The 20,104-nt window shown below is 75.2% G+C and carries 20 protein-coding genes; 11 read left to right on the top strand and 9 right to left on the bottom strand.

Annotated features, from left to right (window positions below; all coding sequences use genetic code 11):
- Positions 1–34: 34 nt before the first annotated feature.
- Complete coding sequence (locus CLV28_RS05375) at positions 35–832, top strand: potassium channel family protein (protein WP_100422156.1); 798 nt, start codon at positions 35–37, stop codon at positions 830–832.
- 70 nt (positions 833–902) lie between these two features.
- Here CLV28_RS05375 and CLV28_RS05380 read toward each other — a convergent pair whose 3' ends face one another.
- Both CLV28_RS05380 and CLV28_RS05385 read right to left on the bottom strand, forming a co-directional pair.
- Complete coding sequence (locus tag CLV28_RS05380; protein ID WP_239073292.1) at positions 903–1,373, bottom strand: GNAT family N-acetyltransferase; 471 nt, start codon at positions 1,371–1,373, stop codon at positions 903–905.
- Positions 1,370–1,786 (bottom strand): winged helix-turn-helix transcriptional regulator, encoded by a 417-nt coding sequence (locus CLV28_RS05385; protein ID WP_100422157.1) that lies wholly within the window; start codon positions 1,784–1,786, stop codon positions 1,370–1,372. Before CLV28_RS05385 ends, CLV28_RS05380 begins: the two co-directional genes overlap by 4 nt.
- Positions 1,787–1,897: 111 nt before the next feature.
- Here CLV28_RS05385 and CLV28_RS05390 point away from each other — a divergent pair, with 111 nt between their 5' ends.
- A complete protein-coding gene (locus tag CLV28_RS05390) occupies positions 1,898–2,245 on the top strand; it encodes a DoxX family protein (RefSeq protein WP_100422158.1) in 348 nt (115 codons plus the stop codon).
- Positions 2,246–2,264: 19 nt separating this feature from the next.
- Here CLV28_RS05390 and CLV28_RS05395 read toward each other — a convergent pair whose 3' ends face one another.
- Complete coding sequence (locus CLV28_RS05395) at positions 2,265–3,536, bottom strand: low temperature requirement protein A (RefSeq protein ID WP_239073291.1); 1,272 nt, start codon at positions 3,534–3,536, stop codon at positions 2,265–2,267.
- Between the two features lie 71 nt (positions 3,537–3,607).
- Between CLV28_RS05395 and CLV28_RS05400 the strand changes: the two genes are divergently transcribed.
- Positions 3,608–4,528, top strand: a complete 921-nt coding sequence (locus CLV28_RS05400) for an SDR family oxidoreductase (RefSeq protein WP_100422159.1) — start codon at positions 3,608–3,610, stop codon at positions 4,526–4,528.
- On the opposite strand, the gene CLV28_RS15795 is transcribed toward CLV28_RS05400, so the two are convergent.
- On the bottom strand, positions 4,503–5,189 hold the full coding sequence (locus CLV28_RS15795) for a GNAT family N-acetyltransferase (RefSeq protein WP_203968210.1): 687 nt from the start codon (positions 5,187–5,189) through the stop codon (positions 4,503–4,505). The genes CLV28_RS05400 and CLV28_RS15795 overlap by 26 nt on opposite strands.
- A gap of 239 nt (positions 5,190–5,428) precedes the next feature.
- Positions 5,429–6,277, bottom strand: coding sequence for a UbiA family prenyltransferase (locus CLV28_RS05410; RefSeq protein ID WP_239073290.1), 849 nt, complete (start codon positions 6,275–6,277; stop codon positions 5,429–5,431).
- A gap of 124 nt (positions 6,278–6,401) precedes the next feature.
- Here CLV28_RS05410 and CLV28_RS15435 point away from each other — a divergent pair, with 124 nt between their 5' ends.
- The 4 genes from CLV28_RS15435 (at position 6,402) to CLV28_RS05430 (ending at position 11,334) form a co-directional block, all read left to right on the top strand.
- Complete coding sequence (locus tag CLV28_RS15435) at positions 6,402–8,477, top strand: variant leucine-rich repeat-containing protein (RefSeq protein ID WP_157802515.1); 2,076 nt, start codon at positions 6,402–6,404, stop codon at positions 8,475–8,477.
- Positions 8,478–8,546: 69 nt separating this feature from the next.
- Entirely contained in the window at positions 8,547–9,773 is a 1,227-nt protein-coding gene (locus CLV28_RS05420) for a type III polyketide synthase (RefSeq protein ID WP_100422160.1), read from the top strand.
- On the top strand, positions 9,773–10,294 hold the full coding sequence (locus CLV28_RS05425) for an isoprenylcysteine carboxyl methyltransferase family protein (protein ID WP_100422161.1): 522 nt from the start codon (positions 9,773–9,775) through the stop codon (positions 10,292–10,294). Before CLV28_RS05420 ends, CLV28_RS05425 begins: the two co-directional genes overlap by 1 nt.
- Positions 10,291–11,334 carry an NAD(P)/FAD-dependent oxidoreductase gene (locus CLV28_RS05430; protein ID WP_100422162.1) on the top strand — a complete coding sequence of 348 codons (1,044 nt, stop codon included), beginning with the start codon at positions 10,291–10,293 and terminating at the stop codon, positions 11,332–11,334. The genes CLV28_RS05425 and CLV28_RS05430 overlap by 4 nt, the downstream gene beginning before the upstream one ends.
- A 142-nt stretch (positions 11,335–11,476) precedes the next feature.
- Here CLV28_RS05430 and CLV28_RS05435 read toward each other — a convergent pair whose 3' ends face one another.
- On the bottom strand, positions 11,477–12,175 hold the full coding sequence (locus tag CLV28_RS05435) for a GNAT family N-acetyltransferase (RefSeq protein ID WP_100422163.1): 699 nt from the start codon (positions 12,173–12,175) through the stop codon (positions 11,477–11,479).
- A gap of 203 nt (positions 12,176–12,378) precedes the next feature.
- Between CLV28_RS05435 and CLV28_RS05440 the strand changes: the two genes are divergently transcribed.
- Together CLV28_RS05440 and CLV28_RS05445 are read left to right on the top strand one after the other, a co-directional pair.
- A complete protein-coding gene (locus CLV28_RS05440) occupies positions 12,379–14,103 on the top strand; it encodes a PP2C family protein-serine/threonine phosphatase (protein WP_100422164.1) in 1,725 nt (574 codons plus the stop codon).
- A 39-nt stretch (positions 14,104–14,142) separates the two neighbouring features.
- Entirely contained in the window at positions 14,143–14,823 is a 681-nt protein-coding gene (locus CLV28_RS05445; protein ID WP_100422165.1) for a 4'-phosphopantetheinyl transferase family protein, read from the top strand.
- Between the two features lie 111 nt (positions 14,824–14,934).
- Here the strand turns inward: CLV28_RS05445 and CLV28_RS05450 are convergent, their stop codons facing one another.
- Positions 14,935–16,458 carry a PepSY-associated TM helix domain-containing protein gene (locus CLV28_RS05450; protein ID WP_100422166.1) on the bottom strand — a complete coding sequence of 508 codons (1,524 nt, stop codon included), beginning with the start codon at positions 16,456–16,458 and terminating at the stop codon, positions 14,935–14,937.
- Between the two features lie 115 nt (positions 16,459–16,573).
- Positions 16,574–17,242 carry a hypothetical protein gene (locus CLV28_RS05455; RefSeq protein ID WP_100422167.1) on the bottom strand — a complete coding sequence of 223 codons (669 nt, stop codon included), beginning with the start codon at positions 17,240–17,242 and terminating at the stop codon, positions 16,574–16,576.
- 97 nt (positions 17,243–17,339) lie between these two features.
- Here CLV28_RS05455 and CLV28_RS05460 point away from each other — a divergent pair, with 97 nt between their 5' ends.
- Together CLV28_RS05460 and CLV28_RS05465 are read left to right on the top strand one after the other, a co-directional pair.
- Positions 17,340–18,488, top strand: a complete 1,149-nt coding sequence (locus tag CLV28_RS05460; protein WP_157802516.1) for an FUSC family protein — start codon at positions 17,340–17,342, stop codon at positions 18,486–18,488.
- Between the two features lie 169 nt (positions 18,489–18,657).
- Positions 18,658–19,092, top strand: coding sequence for a VapA/VapB family virulence-associated protein (locus CLV28_RS05465; RefSeq protein WP_100422169.1), 435 nt, complete (start codon positions 18,658–18,660; stop codon positions 19,090–19,092).
- A gap of 85 nt (positions 19,093–19,177) precedes the next feature.
- Here the strand turns inward: CLV28_RS05465 and CLV28_RS05470 are convergent, their stop codons facing one another.
- Entirely contained in the window at positions 19,178–20,032 is an 855-nt protein-coding gene (locus tag CLV28_RS05470) for an SDR family oxidoreductase (RefSeq protein ID WP_100422170.1), read from the bottom strand.
- Between the last annotated feature and the right edge of the window lie 72 nt (positions 20,033–20,104).

Consider the following 20,104-nt stretch of genomic DNA (forward strand, 5'->3'; position numbering starts at 1 on the left):
CGCGCACGCCCCCGCGAGCAGGTAGGCAGGAGGCGTGCAGGCAGACGACCCGACCCCCCGCGAGCCCGAGGGCCCCACGCCGGGCGACTTCCCCGACGCCTCGGAGGCCAGGCCCCCGTTCTTCGCGCGCGGACGCCAGCCCGTCACCACATCCTCGACGCTCTTCGACGAGTCGGGCCGCTGGGTCGACAGGTTCGGCGTGCTGCTCGTGCTCACGGGCATCACGATCACCATGCTCTCGCTCGCCGACCTCGGTGCGGTCGGCGGTGTGTGGGCCACGCTGACGGGCCTCGCGACGACCGCGTCGGTCACGCTCACGCTCGCGCTCGCCCTGCGCGCGGCGGGCCTGCGGGCCCGCTGGCGCCGGCCCGCGTACGCCGTCCTCGTCCTCGTCGCGGCGACGGCGCTCGTGCTCGTGCTGCTCGTCGACACGACCGACGAGGTGACCACCGCCCCGCCCGTGCTCTTCGCGCTCGCGGTGCTCGCCCCCGCGGTGGTCGCCCGCCGCGTGATCCACCACCGGTCGGTCACGCTCGCGACCGTGCTCGGCGCGGTCGGGGCGTACCTGCTGATCCCCGTCGCGTACTTCTACGCGTTCCTCACGGTCGAGAACCTCGGCGGCACCCCGTTCTTCGGCGAGGACCAGCCGACGTCGTCGTTCATGTACTTCTCGCTCACCACGATCACGACCCTCGGGTACGGCGACCTGACCCCCGCGGAGCCGCTCGGCCGGCTGCTCGCGATGAGCGAGGCCGTGATCGGGCAGGTGTACCTCGTGGTGTTCGTCGCGCTGATCGTGAGCCTCGCCGCGGCGCGGGTCCAGCGCCGCTGAGGCCCGGACGACGCGATGGACCCGACGACGCGATGGACCTGACGACGCTGCGGCGCGAGCCCGCGGGCCGTCAGGCGAGCGGCAGCTTGTAGAACGTCGCCGAGTCCGCGTAGCCCAGCGCGGCGTAGAAGTCGCCCGCGCGGCGGCTCGCGAGCGACACGTACGCGGCGCGCTGCTCGGCGGCCCATGCCTCGGCGTGCGCCATGAGCCGTCGGCCGACGCCGCCGCGCCGCGAGCCCTCGTCGACGACGACCTCCTGGACCCACACGACCGGCGCCCCCGCGAAGAACGTCGGCTGCCGGTGGGCGAGCAGGTAGCCGCGGACGTCGCCCGCCGCGGTCCGCGCGACCGCGACCAGGGACGTCGGTGCGTCGACGAGGTCGCGCAGCGTGCGCTCGAACGCACCCCGGTCGGGCGTGGCCGTGGCGGCGAGCTGCTGCACGAGCGGCCAGAGGGCGGCGGCGTCGTCGACCCGCGCCGCCGTGACCACGAGCGGGGCGACGTCGGCGATCACGGCGTCGGTGGGCGGGTGCGCGTTCACGCGGACGCCGGACCGGGCGCGGATCCGTCGGGCGCGACGACGTCGGGCGCGACGACGTCGAGGTGTCGGCCTCCCCACGAGGCGAGCGGCCCGAGCGCCGCCATCAGCTCGGCCCCGCGCGGGGTCGGTCGGTACAGGATCTGCACGGGCGTGCTGGGCACGACCTCGCGCTCGACGAGCCCCTGCCGTTCGAGCTCCTTGAGGCGCTGGGCGAGCAGGCGGTCCGAGATGCCGTGCACGGCGCGCCGGTACTCGACGAACCGCCGGGCCCCCGCGACGCCGGCGAACAGGATCGCACCCGACCACCGTCGTCCGACGAGCTCGAGGGTGCGCTGGAACACGGTGCAGGCCGAGCCGTCGGGGCCTTCGTCGAGCGGCGTGCGCGCGGCTGGGGCTGGTGCGAGAGAAGTCACTTACCCAGAGTGAGCCACTAATGCCGTTTTTGGCAAGAGGCCACCGGTCGCCCCAGACTTCGGACGGCGCTCCCGCGCCCCCGCTCTCGACCCGAACCCCCAGGAGTACCCGTGTTCATCGCCGCCGCCATCGTGTCCGTCGTCCTCGCCCTCGCCTGCGTCATGTCCGGCGCCGGCAAGGTCAAGCAGGTCGAGGCGCTCACGACCCAGCTCACCGGCCTCGGCGTCAAGCAGCAGCACATCCCCCTCCTCGGGGCCCTGCTCCTCGCCGGGGCCGTCGGCCTCGTCGTCGGCCTGTGGTGGGCGCCGATCGGCATCGCCGCGGCCGTGTGCCTCGCGCTCTACTTCGCGGGCGCGGTCGTCACGCACCTGCGTGCCGGCGACAAGAACGTCGCACCCGTCGTCGTGCTCATGCTGCTCGCGGTCGCCGCGGCCGTGCTCCGGATCCTGTCCGCCTGACGTCGCGCCGGCTCGGCCGTCATGCGCCGAGCCGGCCGAGCTCCGCGGCCACGTGCCGGTGACCCACCGTCTCGTAGCCGACCACGGTGACCCAGGGGGCTGCCGCGACGACAGCGAGCGTGACCGCCAACGGCGCCCCGCTCGCCGCGAGCACGACCGCGACCAGCAGCACCACGAGCGTCGCCGAGAGCAGCACCACGTGCAGGCCGTCGACGTGCCGCACGACGGCGCCGTAGATGCCGAACACGAGGACCGTGTAGATCAGCACCGGCACCACGACCGCGAGCACGGCGCCCGTGCCCGAGAGCTCGGACTCCCCCTCGACCGTGTACGCCGCGACGTGCAGTCCCGCGCCGAGCGCCGCGATCGAGCCGTAGACCAGGATGTGCCCGTACCCGAACGCGAACGACCGCCGACGTCGCACGTGCAGCACCTCGGCGAACGGCAGCGTGAAGTACACCCACCACATCCCGAAGACGAGCGCGACGCCCGCGAACCCGACCGTGGCCGCCTCCGCCGTCCACCCCTGCTCCTGCACGACCGCCGAGATCGACGCCGTCGTGCCGAGCACGACCTCGCCGAGCGCGATGATCACGAGCAGGCCGTACCGCTCGACGATGTGGTGGGCGTGCCACGGGGTCATCGGCCCCTGGCGCTCGGCGACCACCGGCACGAGCATCTCCGCGGCCACGGCGCACAGCGCGAACACCAGTCCCGTGACGAACGACAGGTCGACGAACGCGGAGACGACCCACGCGACCTGCACGACCGAGATGAGCAGCGCGTACGTGCGGCACGCCCGGCGGTGCACCGGGTCCTCGGCCGCCGCGCGCAGCCACAGCACGACCATCGCGAGGCGCATGACGACGTACCCGACGATCACGACCGTGTTGTCGGGGCTCTCGCGGTTCGCGATCGACTCGAAGAACTGCGGCATCCCGAGCGCGGCGAGCAGCACGCCGAACATCTGCACCATGGTCAGGAGCCGGACCACCCAGTCGTCCGTGTCGTACGCCGAGGCGAACCAGGAGTAGTTGACCCACGGCCACACCGTCGCGAAGATCGCGACCGCGAAACCGAGGACCGCACCGCCGACCAACCCCTCGGCCAGCAGGTGGGCGAGCTCGTCACTCGCCGCGCTGAACGCGACCACGAGGGTGAGGTCGAACAGCAGCTCGAGCGGCGTCGCGGCCCGGTGCGGCTCGTGCGGATCCCGGCCGCGCATGGGCACGCGCCGGTGCGCGCGCGCCGTCGCCACGGTGGGCGCGTCCTGCGAGGGTGCCTCGTCCATGCTCCGATGGTCACCCGATCCGTCGTCCGGCACCCGTCGGGGCCGACGGACGGACCACCCCAGGAGGCCCCGTGCTGCACGTCCCCGACCAGACCGGCCGCACCGTCGTCGTGACCGGCGCCAACAGCGGGACGGGGCGCGTCGCGGCCGAGCGGCTCGCCGCCGCGGGCGCGCACGTCGTGCTCGCGGTGCGCACCCGGGCCAAGGGCGAGGCAGCGCTCCAGGAGATCGTCACCGCGCACGAGCGCGCGAGCGCCGAGGTGCGCGTGCTCGACCTCGCCGACCTCGCCTCGGTCGCGGCGTTCGCCGAGGGCCTGGCCCGCGACCTGCCGCACCTCGACCTGCTCGTCAACAACGCGGGCGTCATGACGCCGCCCGAGCGGTTCGAGACCGTCGACGGGTTCGAGCTGCAGACCGGCTCGAACTTCCTCGGCCCGTTCGCCCTGACCAACCGCCTGCTGCCGCTGCTGCTCGCGGCGCCCGCACCGCGCGTGACGACCATGTCGAGCGGCATGGCGACCGTGGGACGGATCCGGTTCGACGACCTCCAGTCGACCCGCCGGTACTCCCCCACGCGCGCGTACGCGCAGTCCAAGCTCGCCGACCTCCTGCTCGCCCGGCACCTCGCGCACGTGTCCGACCAGCGCGGCTGGGACCTCCTGAGCGACGCCGCGCACCCCGGGTTCGCGCGCACCAACCTGCAGTCGGCGGGCGCGAGCCTCGGCCGTGACGCGCCCGCCCGCGGACTGCTCTCGACCGGGCTGTTCGGCCTCGTGCCCTCGCAGGACGCCGCCGCCGGGGCCGAGCCGCTCCTGCTCGCCGCGACCAGCCCCGACGCCGTCAACGGCGGGTACTACGGCCCGACGGGCCGCTTCTCGATGGTCGGCCCGCCGGGCGTCGCCCGGCTCACGCGTCGCATGCGGGACGACGACGTCGCGGCCCGGCTCTGGGTCGTGGCGCAGGACCTCACCGGGACGTCGCTGCCGGCATGAGACCGGCGCGCGCGTAGAGGCGGTGCGCGGCGGGCGACGTCGAGTCCGCGACGCGCAGCGCGAGCTCGGCGGCACCCGCCGCGACGCACGCACGCGCGGCAGCCGCGAGCAGCGCGCCGCCGATCCCGCGCCGACGCCAGCCCGGCACCACGAACAGGTCGAGCACGAACGGGCACGCACGGTCCTCCCACGGCGAGGCCCGCACGGTCTGCACCGATCCCACGAGCACGTCGCCCACCCAGGCGCTCGGTGACGCCGCCGACCACAGTGGCCCGTACGCGCCCGCGAGGACCGCGCGGACGTCGTCCGCGGCCTCGTCGAGGTCGACCGCGACCGGGGCCCACGCCGCGAGCGACGCGACCGCGAGCGCCGGGGCGTCGCGCGCGCGCAGCGGGCGCAGCGCGACACCCGGCGGGGGGCCGGGGAGGCGGGCCGCGACGCGGCGCGCGCGGCCGACGAGGGTCGCTGCGGAGGGGTGTTCGGTGAGGTGGGGTTCGGCGGAGGGGTGGTCGACGGTCGGACGGTCGACGGTCTGACGTTCGAGGGTCTGGCGTTCGACGGTCTGGCGTTCGACGGTCCGAACTCCGGGTGTGGGGGTGCCCGTCGCGAGCGGTGCCGGGGTGCGGCCGCCGGGGTCGGGGCAGACGAGGGTGTGCGCCACGACCGCACACGCTACGCGAGCGCTCGGGCGCGCCGGAAGGGGTCGCGCCCAGCGTTCGTGCGCCGTTCACCGCCGAACCGGTTCACCGCGCTGACCCCGTTCACGGCGCCGAGCCTGCTCACCGCGCTGAGCCTGTTCACGACGCCGAGCCCGCCGGCCGCCGTCCGAGGCCCACCGTCCGGGCGGGCCGGTCAACGGGTCACCGGGTCACCGGGTCACCAGGTCGCCAGGTCGCCAGGTCATCCGGGCAGCGCGACGCTCGGCGCGACGATCACGAGCTCGACCACGCACAGCGCGGCGACGCCCATGCTCAGCCCGAACGGCAGCCGGCTGCGCGGCCAGCGCGCCCCGACGACCCCCGCGGCGACCGCCATGACCACCGTGAGCGACGCGAACGCGATCCGCGGCAGGCCCGGCGACGACGACGGCCCGACCAGGATCACGACGCTCGCGGCGAGCAGCACGAGCGGGGCGAGCACCGCGACGCGGCGACGTCCCAGCCGGTGCGGCAGACCGCGGACGCCGGTCGCGGCGTCGTCCTCGATGTCGGGCAGCACGTTCGCGAGGTGCGCCCCCACACCCAGCAGCGCCGCCGCGGCCACGGTCCAGGCGGCGACCACCCGGCCGTCGTCGGGCGCCGCGACGATGAACGCGGGCAGCAGGCCGAACGAGACCGCGTACGGCAGCCACGACAGCACGGTCGACTTGAGCCGCACGTTGTACGACCAGGCGCTCGCGACCGCGAGCACGTGCAACGTCCCGGCGACCCAGCCGTTCGCGTACGAGAGCACGACGCACGCGGCGAGCGCGACGAACGCCGCCGTGCGCAGCTCGGACGCGCCGACCACCCCCACGACCGTGGGCTTGTCGGACCGTCCCACACGGGCGTCCCGGGCCGCGTCGAGCCAGTCGTTCGACCACCCGACCGAGAGCTGGCCGCACAGCACCGCGGCCGTGACGAGCACCGTCGTGAGCGTGCCGGCCTCGATCCCCGTCGCGAGCGAGAGCGTCAGGAGCGTGACGACGGCCGTCGGGCCCGCATGGCTCGCGACCACGAGGCCTCGCACGCGCACGCCCATCGGCACCATGGGGGGACCGTAGCGCGTGCAGGGTCGCCCCGCGCCCGCTTGTGGACGGCCGCCGCACGCGTCGGTGGTCTCGGGCAGGATGAGCCCGCACCGCACCGAGCCCGAGCGACCCCGAGGAACCCCCGTGTCCCAGATCGACCCCGCGTCCGCGACGTCCGCGACCGCCCTCGACCCCGCGACACCCGGCGAGGCCCTCGCCCGGATCGCGACCGCGCGCCCCGACCTGCGCGCCGACATCGCGCGCAACCCCGCGCTCTACCCCGAGCTGCGTGCCTGGCTCGCAGGTCTCGGCGACGCCGGGGTCACCGCGGCGCTCGCAGCAGGACCGGTGGCGGCGGCGCCCGCACCTGCTCCTGCGCCCGCACCTGCGCCCGGCGCGAACGCCGCGCAGGCGCCCGACGACCTGACCGTCGTCCGCCCCCTGCCCCCGACGCCGGGTCAGGCAGCGGCCGCGCAGGCCGTCGCGAGCGTCCCCCCGCCCCCGCCCGGGGCACCCGCGACCGCGGCGCTGCCCGTCACGGGCGCCCCGACCACCGCCCTGCCCGTCGCGGGCGGCGCGTGGGCCACGAACCCTGCCGGGCCTGCCGGGACCGAGACCACGGCGTTCGGCGCGGTCCCCCCGCGTCGTAGCCGCCGTCCGCTCGTGATCGGCATCTCCGCGGCCGTGGCGCTCGTGCTCGTCGGCGGTGGCGCGTTCGCGTGGACCACGCTATTCTCCAAGCTCGGCGGCGCGGCGAGCCCCGAGGCCGCGGTCACGCAGCTCGTCGAGGGCGCCGCGAACCTCGACGGCGTCGCCGTGTACGGCGTGCTGTCCCCCGCCGAGGTCAAGCCCTTCGCGGGGCTCGGCGACCTCGCCACCGACGCGGAGACCACAGTGCCCGCGGAGGTCACCGAGGCGTTCGAGGCCGTCGTCGACGACCTCGACATCACGGTCGACGGGCTCGCGACGTCGACCGAGGAGATCGGCGACGGGCTCGCCAAGGTCACGCTGACCGACGGCAGCCTCACGATCGACGCCGACGTCGACGCGCTCACCGACGACGTCTTCACCCTCGGCACCGAGGCGATCGACTACGCCAAGGAGAACGCCGGGGACCTGGGCCCCGAGGGCGACCTCGTGTGGGACACGATCGACGAGGCCCTCGCTGACGAGGACGCGACCAAGGACGAGATCCGCACCGCGCTCGAGGACGCGTTCCCCGCGACGTTCGACGTCTCCGACCTCGAGACCGACGGCATCGAGCCGTTCCTCGTGACCGTCGAGGAGGGCGGCGACTGGTACGTGTCGGCGCTCATGACCGCCGGCGAGTACGGCCTCGAGACGTCCGCGAAGACGTCGGAGCGCGGCGACATGCTCACCGACGACGAGATCGGTGACTTCTCGACCCCCGAGGAGGCCGCGACCGGCCTCACCGACGCGCTCAGCGCGTTCGCGTCGTCCGCGGACGTGCGCGACCTCGCCCCCGCGCTCGCGACCGCCGAGGCGCGGTTCCTCGCGGTCTACGGTCCCGCGATGATGGACGACGACGCCGCCACGGCCGAGGCCGGGGAGTTCGAGTTCACGGCGTCGACGTTCAGCGTCGCCGAGCAGGAGGGCGACGTCGCCCGCCTCACGGTCGACGACCTCGGCGTCACCTCGGACGGCGTGACCGTGTCGCTGCGGGGCACCTGCGTGTCCGTCGACGCGGGCGCCGGCGAGACCGAGATGTGCCTGAGCGACGTCGACGGCGCCTCCGACCTCGGCCTCGACGAGATCGGTCCCGTCGCCTTCCAGGAGGACGGCCGCTGGCACGTGTCGCTGCTCGGCTCGTTCACGAGCGCGCTCACCGTGTTCGGCGAGCACGTCCAGGAGCTCGAGGAGGCCGGCACGCTCGACGAGACCCTCGAGAAGTTCGGCAAGGGCATCGAGGAGCTCGGTGGCGACCTCGGCATGGGCGGGGGCTACGGCGACCCGTACGGCCTGGACGACTACGGGCTCGACGACTACGGGCTCGACGACTACGGCACCGACGACTATGGGCTCGACGACTACGGCCTGGACGACTACGGCACCGACGGTGGGACCGACGACTTCGGCCTGGACGACTACGGCACCGAGGACCTCCCCGACCTCAGCGACATGACCGATGAGGAGTTCGACCAGTACCTCGAGGACATGCTCGCGGAGTACGAGGACCTCGAGCTCCCCGCCGACAGCTGACGGCCGCTCGCGCGGCAGGGCGGACCGTCCTGCCGCGCGAGCCCCCACGGCCGGTGACACGATGCCCGCATGTCGCGCGTCCTGGCCGTCGCCCCCGTGCTCCCGGCGCACGCGTACGCGCAGGCCGAGATCACCGGGGTCCTCGGGCCGCTCCTGACGGAGCCCGGCCCGCGGCGCTCCCTGCTCGAGCGCGTGCACGCCAACGCGGGCGTGCACACCCGGCACCTCGCCCTGCCGCTCGAGGCGTACGCGGGCGTCACGTCGTTCGGCGTCGCGACCGGCCACTACCTGCGCGAGGCCCCCGCGCTCGCCGAGCAGGCGTGCCGCGCGGCGCTCGATGCCGCCGGGATCGCAGCGCGCGACGTCGACCTGATCTTCTTCACGACCGTGACCGGCGTGAGCGCGCCGTCCGTCGACGCGCTGCTCGTCCCCCGCCTCGGGCTGCGCGACGACGTGCGCCGCACCCCGTCGTTCGGGCTCGGCTGCGTGGCCGGTGCCGCGGCCCTCGCGCGCGTGCACGACCACCTCGCGGGGCACCCCGGGCACGTCGCGCTCGTCGTCTCGGTCGAGCTGTGCTCGCTCACCATCCAGCACGGCGACGACTCGACCGCCAACGTCGTGGCGAGCGGCCTGTTCGGCGACGGCGCCGCCGCGGTCGTCATGGTCGGCGACACGCACCCCGCGGCGTCCGACACTGCGCGCCGAGCACGGGGTTGGGCACACCCGGCGGAGCCGGACGTGTGCCCAACCCCGTGCTCGGCGGTGCACAACCCCGTGCTCGACGTGGTCGACACCCGGTCGCGGCTCTACCCCGGCACGAGCGACCACCTCGGCTGGGACGTGCGCGACACCGGGTTCGGGATCGTGCTCTCGGCCGGGCTGCCCGACGTGATCCGCGAGCACCTCGCGGCCGACGTGAAGTCGCTGCTCGCCCCGCACGGTCTCGACGTGCCCGACGTCGCCGCATGGGTCGTGCACGCGGGCGGCCCCAAGGTCGTCGACGCCGTCGGCGAGACGCTCGGCCTCGACGAGCAGGACGTCGCCCGCACCCGGGCCGCGCTCGCCGCGACGGGCAACCTCTCGTCGTCGTCGGTGCTGCACGTGCTCGCCGCGACCCTCGCGGACGACGCCCCCGCACCCGGCGGCCACGTCGTCGTCCTCGCGTTCGGGCCGGGCGTGAGCGCCGAGCTCGTGCTGCTGCGCCGACCCCCCGCGACCGACCCGACCGACCCGACCGACCCGACCGACCCGACCGACCCGAGACCCGCGACCACCCCGACCGACCCGGAGGCCTGATGCTCACGCTCTACCTCGTGCTCGTCGCGCTCACCGCGGTCGACCGGCTCGTCGAGCTCGTGCTCTCGACCCGTCACGCGCGGTGGTCGTTCGCGCGCGGCGGTGTCGAGTCGGGTCGCGGGCACTTCCCCGCAATGGTCGCGCTGCACACGGGCCTGCTGGTCGCGTGCGTGTGGGAGGTGCTCGCGCTCGACCGGCCGTTCGTGCCGTGGCTCGGCTGGCCCATGATCGTGCTCGTCGTCGCCGCGCAGGGGCTGCGGTGGTGGTGCGTCGTGACGCTCGGCGCGCACTGGAACACGCGCGTGATCGTGGTGCCGGGCGACCGGCTCGTCACGGCCGGGCCGTACCGCTGGATCCCGCACCCGAACTACGTGGCGGTCGTCGTCGAGGGCTTCGCGCTGCCGCTCGTGCACAGTGCCTGGATCACCGCGGTCGCGTTCACGGTGCTCAACGCCTGGCTCCTGCTCGGGTACCGCATCCCGTGCGAGGAGCGCGCCCTGCAGGCGGGCGTGCGCGCGTGAGCCGCACCGACGTGCTCGTGGTCGGCGGCGGCCCCGTCGGGCTCGCCGCCGCGATCGAGGCCCGGCTCGCCGGGCTCTCGGCCGTCGTCGTCGAGCCGCGCACGGCCCCTGTGGACAAGGCGTGCGGCGAGGGCCTCATGCCGGGCGCGCTCGCCGCCGTGCAGCGACTCGGCGTCGACCCGCCCGGGCACGTGCTCGCGGGCATCAGCTACCGCGACGGCCGCCGCGTCGCCGACCACCGGTTCGGCGGTGGCATCCTGGGCCGTGGCGTGCGGCGGACGACGTTGCACGCCGCCCTGCACGAGCGCGCGGTCGCGCTCGGGGTCGGGTTCGTCGACGCCCGGGTCGACACCGTGACGCAGGCCGTCGACGCGGTCGAGGCCGCGGGCGTGCGCGCACGATGGATGCTCGCGTGCGACGGCCTGCACTCGACCGTGCGCCGGATCACCGGCCTCGAGACCGCGCGTCCCGGGCGGGCGGGGCGTGCGTCGTCCGGCACCCAGCGGTTCGGGCTGCGCCAGCACTACCGGGTCGAGGCATGGACGGACCTCGTCGAGGTGCACTGGGCGGCGCGCGTCGAGGCGTACGTGACGCCCGTGGCGGACGACGTCGTGGGCGTCGCGCTGCTCGGACCGCGCGGCACCGACTACGCGACCGGGCTCGCGAGCGTGCCCGAGCTCGCCGCGCGGCTCGCCGCCGCCGAGCCGCTCGGCGGGGTGCGCGGCGCCGGCCCGCTGCGGCAGGACGCCCGACGACGCACGGCCGGGCGGGTCCGTCTCGTGGGCGACGCGTCCGGGTACGTCGACGCGCTCACCGGCGAGGGACTGCGCGTCGGGCTCGCCCAGGCCGCGGCCGCCGTCCGCCACCTCGACGACCCCGAGGCGTACGAGCGGGCGTGGGCGCGGGTCACGCGCGACTACCGCGTGCTCACGCAAGGCCTCGTGGCTGCGGCGACGTCGCCCGCGCGACGTGCGATCGTGCCGCTCGCCACGCACGCGCCCGCGCTCTACGGCGCCGTGGTCGACCGCCTGGCCCGCTGACCGCCGTCCGCCACCGCCACCGCCACCGCCACCGCCACCGCCACCGCCGTACCCCACCGCCGACCGCGTCATCTGTCACGGCTTTTCGCAATTTTGCGGAACAGATGACGCGTTCGGCGGTGGCGACGGGGCCCGTGGGAGGTCAGAGACCGAGGAACGCCCGGACCCGCTCGACGCCCTCGAGCTCGATCGGGCCGTGCTGCGCGACCAAGGCGTCGAGGGTCGGCAGCCCCGCCTCCCAGTCGCCCCGCTCGAGCCGGAACCGCTGCTCGGCGGTGCGCTCGCCACCCCGTTCGAGCCAGCCCCGACCGTTCTCCCGGTACCCGACCTTGCGCGTCACGGAGAGGGACGACGCGTTGTCGACCCACGCGGCCGTCGTCATGCCCAGCGCACCGAGCCCGTCGAAGCCCAGGCCGAGCATCATGAGCCGCGTGCGCGTGCCGATCCCCTGCCCCTGGTGCGCGCGACCCAACCAGGAGCCGGTCTCCGCCTCGCGTCGCACCACGAAGTCCGTCGCGAAGATCGACTGCACGCCGAGCACCCGCCCGCCGCGCACGATCGCGAGCTCCATCGTCCACGACTCAGGGCTCAGGCGGGAGCGAGCGCCCCACTGGTAGGCGAGCACGCTGCGCGCCACCGCGGTCGGCTCACCGACCGACCAAGGAAACGTGAAGGGCATGAACCCCGGGTCGTGGATTCCCTGCGCCGCGAGGAGGGCGAGCTCGTGCACCAGCTCGTCGTCGAGGTAGCGCAGCTCGAGGTCGCCCTGCCGCACCACGAGACCGGCCATCGGCCAGACGTCGAGCAGGTCGGGCGGGGTGGGGGCGGCAGGCGTCGTCATGCCGGAACGCTACCGCCCGGCGTCCGCCCACCGCACGACCGCCGCCCACCCACCGCCGTCCGCCCACCGCCGCCCACCCACCGCCGAACGCGCGATCCGTCACGCTTCTCGGCGATTTCGCGGAACAGATGACGCGGTCGCCGGTGGAGGGACCGTGAACGGCCCGTCCCTCGACCTTCACACGCGACCCGTACGATGCCACGGTGACTTCTGACTGGTTCGCTGCGGCGACAGGCCGCAGCGAGACCGGCGCACTCGCGCGCGCGTTCGCGTGGGAGACGACCCCGCTCGGCGACCCGAGCACGTGGGACGGAGGTCTGCGCTCCGCGGTCCGGCTGTGCTTCGGCACCCGGTTCCCGATCATGCTGACGTGGGGCCCGGAGCACACGATGCTCTACAACGACGGATACCGCGACATGCTGGGCGACAAGCACCCGGCCGCCTTCGCGGCACCCGCGGACGAGACGTGGGCGGAGATCTGGCCCGACCTCGAGCCCTGGTTCGACCAGGTGCTCGGCGAGGGAGAGCCCGTGTGGGAGGTCGACGCGCCCCTCATGATGCAGCGCTCGGGGTTCCTCGAGGAGACCTCCTTCACCTTCTCGTACAGCCCCCTGCGCGACTCCGCGGGCGAGATCCGCGGGCTCATGGACATCGCGACCGAGACGACGCACCAGGTCGTCGACCGTCGTCGGCTCATCACGCTCGGCGAGCTCTCGACGACGCTGCAGGAGCTCCAGGGCGACGTGGGCGACCTCGCCCGGGCGACCATCCAGGTGCTCGACCGCAGCCCCGACGTGCGCTACGCCAACCTGTACCTGCGCGGCACCGCCGGGCCGGTGCTGATCGCCTCGACGAGCGAGGGGCGCACCCGCCGCATCGTCCCGCGCCACGTGCTGGACGAGGTGCTCGAGACCCGCACCGCCGTCGCGGTCGCGTCCGCCGTCGCCGCGCCGCTCGCGGCCCCGGGCGACGCGGTCGCGCAGGGCGTGCTCGTGATGGAGGCGAACCCGCACCGCCCGTTCGACGCCGCGAACCGCTCGTTCCTGGCGCTGCTCGCCTCGGCCGTCGGCACCGCGATGAGCGGCACGCTGTCGGTGCTGCGCGAGATCGGCGAGCTGCGCTCGGTGAGCGAGGCGCTGCAGGCCGCCATGCTGCCCGACGACGAGCTCGGCCAGGGCTGGCACGCGCGCTACCGGCCCGCCGACGGCAGCCTCGCGGTGGGCGGCGACTGGTACGACGTGATCGACCTCGGCGACGGGCGCACCGGTGTGGTGCTCGGCGACTGCGTGGGGCACGGGCTCAGTGCCGCGGCCCGCATGGGCCAGCTCCGGTCCGCGAGCCGCGCGCTCATGCTCGACAACGTCGGCCCGGCCGCGACGATCGACGGGCTCGACCGGTTCGCGCGCACCCTGCCCGGGGCGGAGTTCACGAGCGTGTTCTGCGGCGTGCTGGACACCGCGACGCACGAGCTCACGTACGCGACCGCGGGCCACCCGCCGCCCGTGCTCGTGCGTGCCGACGGTGCGGTCGAGTGGCTCGACCGCGCGCACGGCCCGTCGTTGACGATCGCGCGCGACGAGCGCGGCGAGGCGACGACGCCGCTCGCGACCGGCGACACCGTGCTGATCTACACCGACGGTCTGGTCGAGCGCCGCGGGGAGTCCCTGCGCGTGGGCCTCGACCGGCTCGGGTCGGTCGCCTCGACCCTGCTGCGCAAGATCGCCGCCGAGGACCTCCCGGACGCGCTGATCGCGACCCTCCTGCCCGACGGCGGCACCGACGACGTCGCGCTCGCGACCTACCAGCACGACGAGTCGCGTCCGCACGCCGCGGCGTCCGTCCCGCTCGGCACCATCACCGCACCCGGCCCGGTGACCCGCGCCGATGCGCCGTCCTCCCACACGACGGCGCAGACGCAGCCGGTCTGACGCGGCCCGGGGCCGGACGCCGGCCCGTAGGCTCGCGCCATGGAGCACCGCACGGTCCGCGTCGACCTCGCGCACCCCGTGACGCTCCACGTCGCGCGTCGCACCCCGCTCGACGCGCTGCCGCTCGACCGGCTCACCGACGACGAGCGCACCCGCCTCGCGCGCTACCGGCGGGTGGCCGACCAGGAGCGGTTCGCGACGGGCCGCACGCTGCTGCGCGCCGTGCTCGGCGCGGCCCGGGGCACCGACCCGGCCCGCGTGCGGATCGACGTCGCCCCGCCCGGGCCAACGCACGGGCGGCCCACGACCCCTGACGGCCCCGACTTCTCGCTCGCGCACGCGGGCGACGTCGTGCTCGTGGCGCTGCTCGACGGGCCGCCCGGCGCCCGGGTCGGGGTCGACGTCGAGGAGGTCGCGGCCGTCGTCAGCCACCTCGACGACCTGTCGGACGCCGTCCCCGCGGCCGAGCGGCCGACGTCGGGCTGGTCCGCGGAGACCTTCACGCGGGCGTGGGTGCGGCGCGAGGCCGTGCTCAAGGCCGTCGGGTGCGGGCTGCTCGCGCCACGCGACGACCTGGTGCTGGGCCCCGCGGACGCGCCGGCGCGCGTGGTCGGCGCGTCCGGTGCGTGCGCGACGGCGCACCTGTCGCTGACCGACGTGCCCGACGCCGCGCCGTCCGGCGACGCCCTGGTCGCAGTCGCCCTCGCGATCCCGCGGTAGGCGGCAGCCCCCACCGCCGAACGCGCGATCTGTTCGTCATGAATCGATGAAACGGCGAACAGATCCCGCGTTCGGCGGTGGGGGCGCCCGGTGGGGGGTAGCGCGGTCAGGTCACGCGTTCGGGCGCGCCACCCGCCGGCGCGCACGCGCGCCGAGCACCACGTCGACCACGAGGAACGCCGCGAGGCTGATCCCGAACAGCGGCAGGTACCAGGCGGTCACGAGCGTGACGCCCGCGATCACCGCGACGAGCCAGCGCGGGGCCTTCGCGAGCCCGCCGCGACGCACGAACGGGCCGGGCTTCCACCCGGTCGCCCGGGTGGGACGCCGCTGCCACCACATGCGGTACCCGAGCACCACGAGCACCACGAGCGCGCTCGCGACCAGGGCGAGGAACACGAGGTTGACGGTGCCAAACAGCATCCCGAGGTGGAAGTAGATGCCCCACGTCGTGAGCTTCGACATGAGCGGCTTGTCGGCGAAGTCGACGCGGTCCACGACCTCGCCCGTGCTCGCGTCGACCGCGATCGTGTCGTTCGCGGCGGGCCACGACGTCGCCGACTCGGCGACCGTCCACGCCTGGCCCATGGCCGCGGGCGGCGTGACGGTCCACGGCAGGTCGAGGCCGGCCACGGTCGCGGCGTCGTTCACGCCGTCCCACGAGCCGCCGTGCGCGAGGTGCTCGTCGCTCAGCCCCTCGCCACCACCGCCGCCGTGGTCGCCGTGCCCGCCGCCGCCCGCAGGGCCGGAGCCGTCGAGACTCGTGTCGAGCACGGGCGCCTCGGTCGAGACGGCACGCTGGATCGTGTCGACCCGCGGGCCGGCCCAGGTCGACCAGGTGATGCCCGTGACGGCGAGCACCACGAGCCCGGCCGCGGCGAGCAGCCCCACGACCCCGTGCCAGCTGAGCGTGCGGCGTCGTCCGCGGGCCGAGACCTCGGGCACCACGAGCAGGCGGGCGCGACGCTTCTGCACCGCACGGGCGATCCACATCGCGAGGCCGCCGAGGACGACGATCCCGAGCCACGAGGCCGCGAGCTCGCTGTAGACGTAGCCGACCGTGCCCAGGTGCAGCGAGCTGTGCAGGGTCTCGATCCACTCGCGCTCGGGCAGCCAGTTGCCGTACGTCGTGGACTGCCCCAGCACGTCGCCCGTGTACGGGTCGACGAACACGGTGCGGGTCGCGCCCTCGGGCACGTCGTCGACCGCGAGCACGACGCGCGTCGAGAGGTCCTGCTCGCCCGGCACGATCACCTTGGCGACCGTGCCCTCGGGGTACGCGTCGCGCGCGGCCGCGACCTGGTCGCCGAGCGGCTCGACGGCCGTGCCGACCGGCACGACGAGCAGGTCGTCGTGCAGCTGGCGCTCGATCACGGGCGCGAGCGTGTACAGCAGGCCCGTGGTCGCGGCGACCACGAGGAACGGGCCGACGAGGATCCCCGCGTAGAAGTGCAGCCGCAGCAGCAGCGGGTGCAGCGCCTGCCAGACGCCGCGCCGGCGGGTCGTGCCGGACGACGCGACCGGGCTCCCGGCGTCGGGCGGGGTGGTCCGGCCGTCCGTCGTCGGGCCGCCGGGACCTTCAGAGGTACTGGGACTTTCGGGCGTGCTGGGTGTGGGTGAGATGGTCGTGGTCATGGGTCTCTCTCCGGGTGCGCGCGAGCGTCCGGGCGCGCGCAGGGCGCGCCCGTCGTCGCAGGGTCGGGGGGTGCGAGCGTGCGCGGCCCCGGGACCCGGTCCCGGACGGGAGGGGTCAGGCGGTGGCCGCGGACGCCGCAGGTGGGCCCCGCAGCGGACGCGCGGTGAGGAAGACCTGGGCCGGGCGGACGACACGGCGCGGCGCGCGGCGTCGGGCACCGGGGACGGGGATCGCGAGCGGGACGAACCCGAGCAGACGCGGGACGACCGCGGTGAACCAGTCGACCGCGGCCTCGGCCGCACGGTCGGCGGCGACGACCACGACGCCCGTGAGCGCCGCGGCGCCGACGTGCGCCGCGAGCATGCCGGGGTGCATGCCGGTGCTCTGGTGCGCGGCGGTCGCGAGACCGGCGACGAGGTCGGGCGCGGCGTCGGGCGCGGCATGGTGCGCGTGGGCGCCGCCCGACGACAGCTCGGTGCCGGGCGCGTGCCCGGCGAGCGCCGCGAACGCGTGGTGCAGCGCGAGCTGGAGCAGCACGAGGGTCGGCAGCAGGGTGCGCAGGCGCAGCCGCGTGCGGGCGACCGCGCTCGTGAGGGCGAAGGTGAGCACGACGACCGCGACGGTCCCCCGCGCCTCGGGCAGCAGTCCGCCCGCGAGCACGTGCGCGCCCGCGGCGAACGCCACCGCGGTCGCCGCGAGCAGCGCGGCCCGCACGACCTGCACGACCGCGGCGGGTCGTGGGCGCGCGGGCGCACGCACCGCCCCCCGCGTCGTCGTGATCATGCGCGGATCCTAGCGCCGGGCCGACATCTCGGGAAGAGTCGCCCGAGTCGGGCACCCCCGCTGGCGTGCCGCGGCCCCGCGCGTAGCGTGCGGGACCATGCCCCCTGATCCTGGCGCAGCGCGCCTGCCCGACCGTCCGCCGTCCGACGCGCGGGAGACCGGCGCCCGACGCTGGCGCGACGGGTGGGTCGGGCGCGCGGCGCGCGCCGCGGACCGGCTCTGGGCGCGGCACCCGCGCTGGTCCATGGCGTTCAAGGGCGCGTTCGCGGCCGCGCTCGCGTGGTTCGTCGCGCTGCTGCTGCCCGCCCCGATCTCGGACTTCGCGTACTACGCGCCGCTCGGCGCGGTCGTCGCGACCAACCGGACGGTCGTGGGCTCGGCCGTCTCGGGGCTCCAGGCGGCGGGCGCCGTGGTCGCGGGCGCGGTGATCGCGCGCCTCGCCGACCTCGTGCTCGCGCCCGGGGCGATCGCGATCGCGGTCGTCGTGGGCGCCGCGATCCTGCTGGCGGGCTGGCGCGGCTGGGGGATGCTCGGCGACTGGGTCGTGACGTCGTCGCTCATCGTGCTGATCATCGGCAACACCGACAAGCTCGGGTTCGTGGGCGCGTACGCGGGGCTCGTCGCGCTCGGCGCGGCGATCGGCGCGCTCGTCAACGCGCTCGCGCCGCCGCTGCTGATCGTGCCGTCCGCGATCGAGCTCGACCGGCTGCGCGACCGGCTGGCCGACCAGCTCGACGCCGTCGTCGACGGGCTGCGGGCGAGCACCCCGCCCGCGGACGACGAGTGGGAGGAGCGCCGGCGCGAGATCCGGCCCGTGCTCGCGCGCGCGACCGCGGCCGTCGAGGAGAGCCGCGAGGCAGCGCGCGGCAACGTGCGGGCCCGCCGCCGCTCGGGCGAGGTGCACCGGCTGCTCGTGCGCGCCGAGGCGCTGCGGGTCACGGCCGAGATGGTCGAGGACGTGAGCCGGCTCGTGATGCGCTGGGAGTCCGACGGGCGCGACGAGCTCGCGTTCGGCGCCTCGGTGCGGCCCGACGTCGCCGACGCGCTCGCGACGTACGCCGACGTGCTGCGCTCCGACCCGGGCCGCGCGGCGGAGGTGCGCGACGTGGCCGACCACCTGCGGACCGTGGTGCGGGGCGCGCGCGACGAGTCCGAGGAGGACTTCTTCGTCGCGGGCACGCTCGTGCTCGCGCTGCGCCGCGGCGCCGACGCGCTCGCGACCCTCGAGGACGACGCCGCGGGGTGAAGTCCCGCCGCGACGTCACGGGACGTCGCGGCGTGGGCTCCCTCCTGCTGCGAGGGGCCGCCGGCCCCTGTCCGAGCGGCCCTCCCGGCGCTCCTCACGGCCCGCGCACCGTCGCCGGGCCCGGACGACGACGCCCAGGGCGTCGACCACACGCAGCAGGGAGCACACCATGAGCGAGACCATGATCGACCGGGCCGTCGTCGCCGACGACTTCGCCGCCTCCGTCGCCGAGATCCTCCCGCAGGACAAGATCGACGCGGCCGCCGAGCAGATCCGCACGGCCACCGCGTCCTACCCCGCGACCGGCAGCGTCGCGAGCCTCGTGTTCTGGATCCGCGTCTCGATCGACGTCACGGGCGGCAAGTCGTTCGTGGGCAACGCGGGCGGCATCGCGGTGCCCGGCGGCGGCGGGTTCTGGGGCGACGTCTACACCGACGACCTCGACCGGCTCTACCGCGACACGGTCAGCTTCCAGTTCAACACCACGCCCGTGTACTTCAACGTGAACTTCTTCGACTCGAGCAGCACCTTCCTCGGGTCGCTCCAGGCCGGCGCGTTCGGCACGTCGACCGGCACCGGCGGGGGCTCCGGCAGCTGGGCCTGACCCCGGCGGGTGCCCCGCCCGCTCTCGCGGGCGGGGCCGGGCGGGACGTCTGGCCGGCACAGGGCCTGGCGTCCCGCCCGAATCCTCAGAACACGGGCTTGCCGCCCGTGACCCCGAGGACGGTTGCGGAGACGTAGCTCGCCTCGCGCTCGGACGCGAGGAACACGAACGCCCCCGCGGTCTCGGCGGGCTGGCCCGCCCGCCCGAGCGGGGTGTCCTCGCCGAACGTCTCGAGCTTCTCGGGCGGTTGCGTCGCCGGTTGCAGAGGGGTCCAGATCGGCCCCGGGGCCACCGCGTTCACGCGGATCCCGCGCGGTCCGAGCTCGGCCGCGAGGTTGACCGTCATGTTGTTGATGGCAGCCTTGGTCGAGGCGTAGTCGAGCAGCGACGTCGACGGCTGGTAGGCCTGGATCGACGACACGTTGATGATGCTCGCACCCGCCTCGAGGTGCGGGAGCGCGGCCTGCGTGACCCACACGAGCGCGTACAGGTTGGTCTTCATGACGCGGTCGAGGTCGTCGGTCGTGACGTCCGCGACCGACTCGCGGCGGGCCATCTGGAAGCCCGCGTTGTTGACGAGCACGTCGAGGCCGCCGAGCCCGTCGACCGCTCCCGCGACGACCTCGTGGCACACGGTCTCGTCGCGCAGGTCACCGGGGACGAGGACGGCGGTGCGGCCGGCCTCGCGCACGAGCGCAGCGGTCGCCTCGGCGTCCTCCTGCTCCTCGGGGAGGTAGCCGATCGCGACGTCCGCGCCCTCGCGCGCGAACGCGATCGCGACCGCGCGGCCGATGCCCGAGTCACCGCCGGTGATCAGCGCCCGCCGACCCTCGAGCCGGGAACGCCCGACGTACGACGTCTCGCCGTGGTCCGGGACCGGGTCCATGCGCCCGGTCAGGCCGGGCGGCTCCTGCTGCTGGGCAGGGAACGGTGGGGTCATCACGCGTCCTTCCGTGACGAGGGGGTGGCGCCGCTTCCTGACGCCGCTCGCACGGTAAGCAGGCGTGCGCGC

This window comes from Sediminihabitans luteus (genome assembly GCF_002797595.1).
Classification (GTDB): Bacteria; Actinomycetota; Actinomycetes; order Actinomycetales; family Cellulomonadaceae; genus Paraoerskovia; species Paraoerskovia lutea.

What these genes read in the sequence shown, in the direction of transcription:
- CLV28_RS05395 (WP_239073291.1), bottom strand. Translation starts at nt 3,536, where the DNA reads ATGGACGAGGCACCCTCGCAGGACGCGCCCACCGTGGCGACGGCGCGC.
- CLV28_RS05410 (WP_239073290.1), bottom strand. Translation starts at nt 6,277, where the DNA reads ATGGTGCCGATGGGCGTGCGCGTGCGAGGCCTCGTGGTCGCGAGCCAT.
- CLV28_RS05420 (WP_100422160.1), top strand. Translation starts at nt 8,547, where the DNA reads ATGTCGCGCGTCCTGGCCGTCGCCCCCGTGCTCCCGGCGCACGCGTAC.
- CLV28_RS05425 (WP_100422161.1), top strand. Translation starts at nt 9,773, where the DNA reads ATGCTCACGCTCTACCTCGTGCTCGTCGCGCTCACCGCGGTCGACCGG.
- CLV28_RS05435 (WP_100422163.1), bottom strand. Translation starts at nt 12,175, where the DNA reads ATGACGACGCCTGCCGCCCCCACCCCGCCCGACCTGCTCGACGTCTGG.
- CLV28_RS05445 (WP_100422165.1), top strand. Translation starts at nt 14,143, where the DNA reads ATGGAGCACCGCACGGTCCGCGTCGACCTCGCGCACCCCGTGACGCTC.
- CLV28_RS05450 (WP_100422166.1), bottom strand. Translation starts at nt 16,458, where the DNA reads ATGACCACGACCATCTCACCCACACCCAGCACGCCCGAAAGTCCCAGT.
- CLV28_RS05455 (WP_100422167.1), bottom strand. Translation starts at nt 17,242, where the DNA reads ATGATCACGACGACGCGGGGGGCGGTGCGTGCGCCCGCGCGCCCACGA.
- CLV28_RS05460 (WP_157802516.1), top strand. Translation starts at nt 17,340, where the DNA reads ATGCCCCCTGATCCTGGCGCAGCGCGCCTGCCCGACCGTCCGCCGTCC.
- CLV28_RS05465 (WP_100422169.1), top strand. Translation starts at nt 18,658, where the DNA reads ATGAGCGAGACCATGATCGACCGGGCCGTCGTCGCCGACGACTTCGCC.
- CLV28_RS05470 (WP_100422170.1), bottom strand. Translation starts at nt 20,032, where the DNA reads ATGACCCCACCGTTCCCTGCCCAGCAGCAGGAGCCGCCCGGCCTGACC.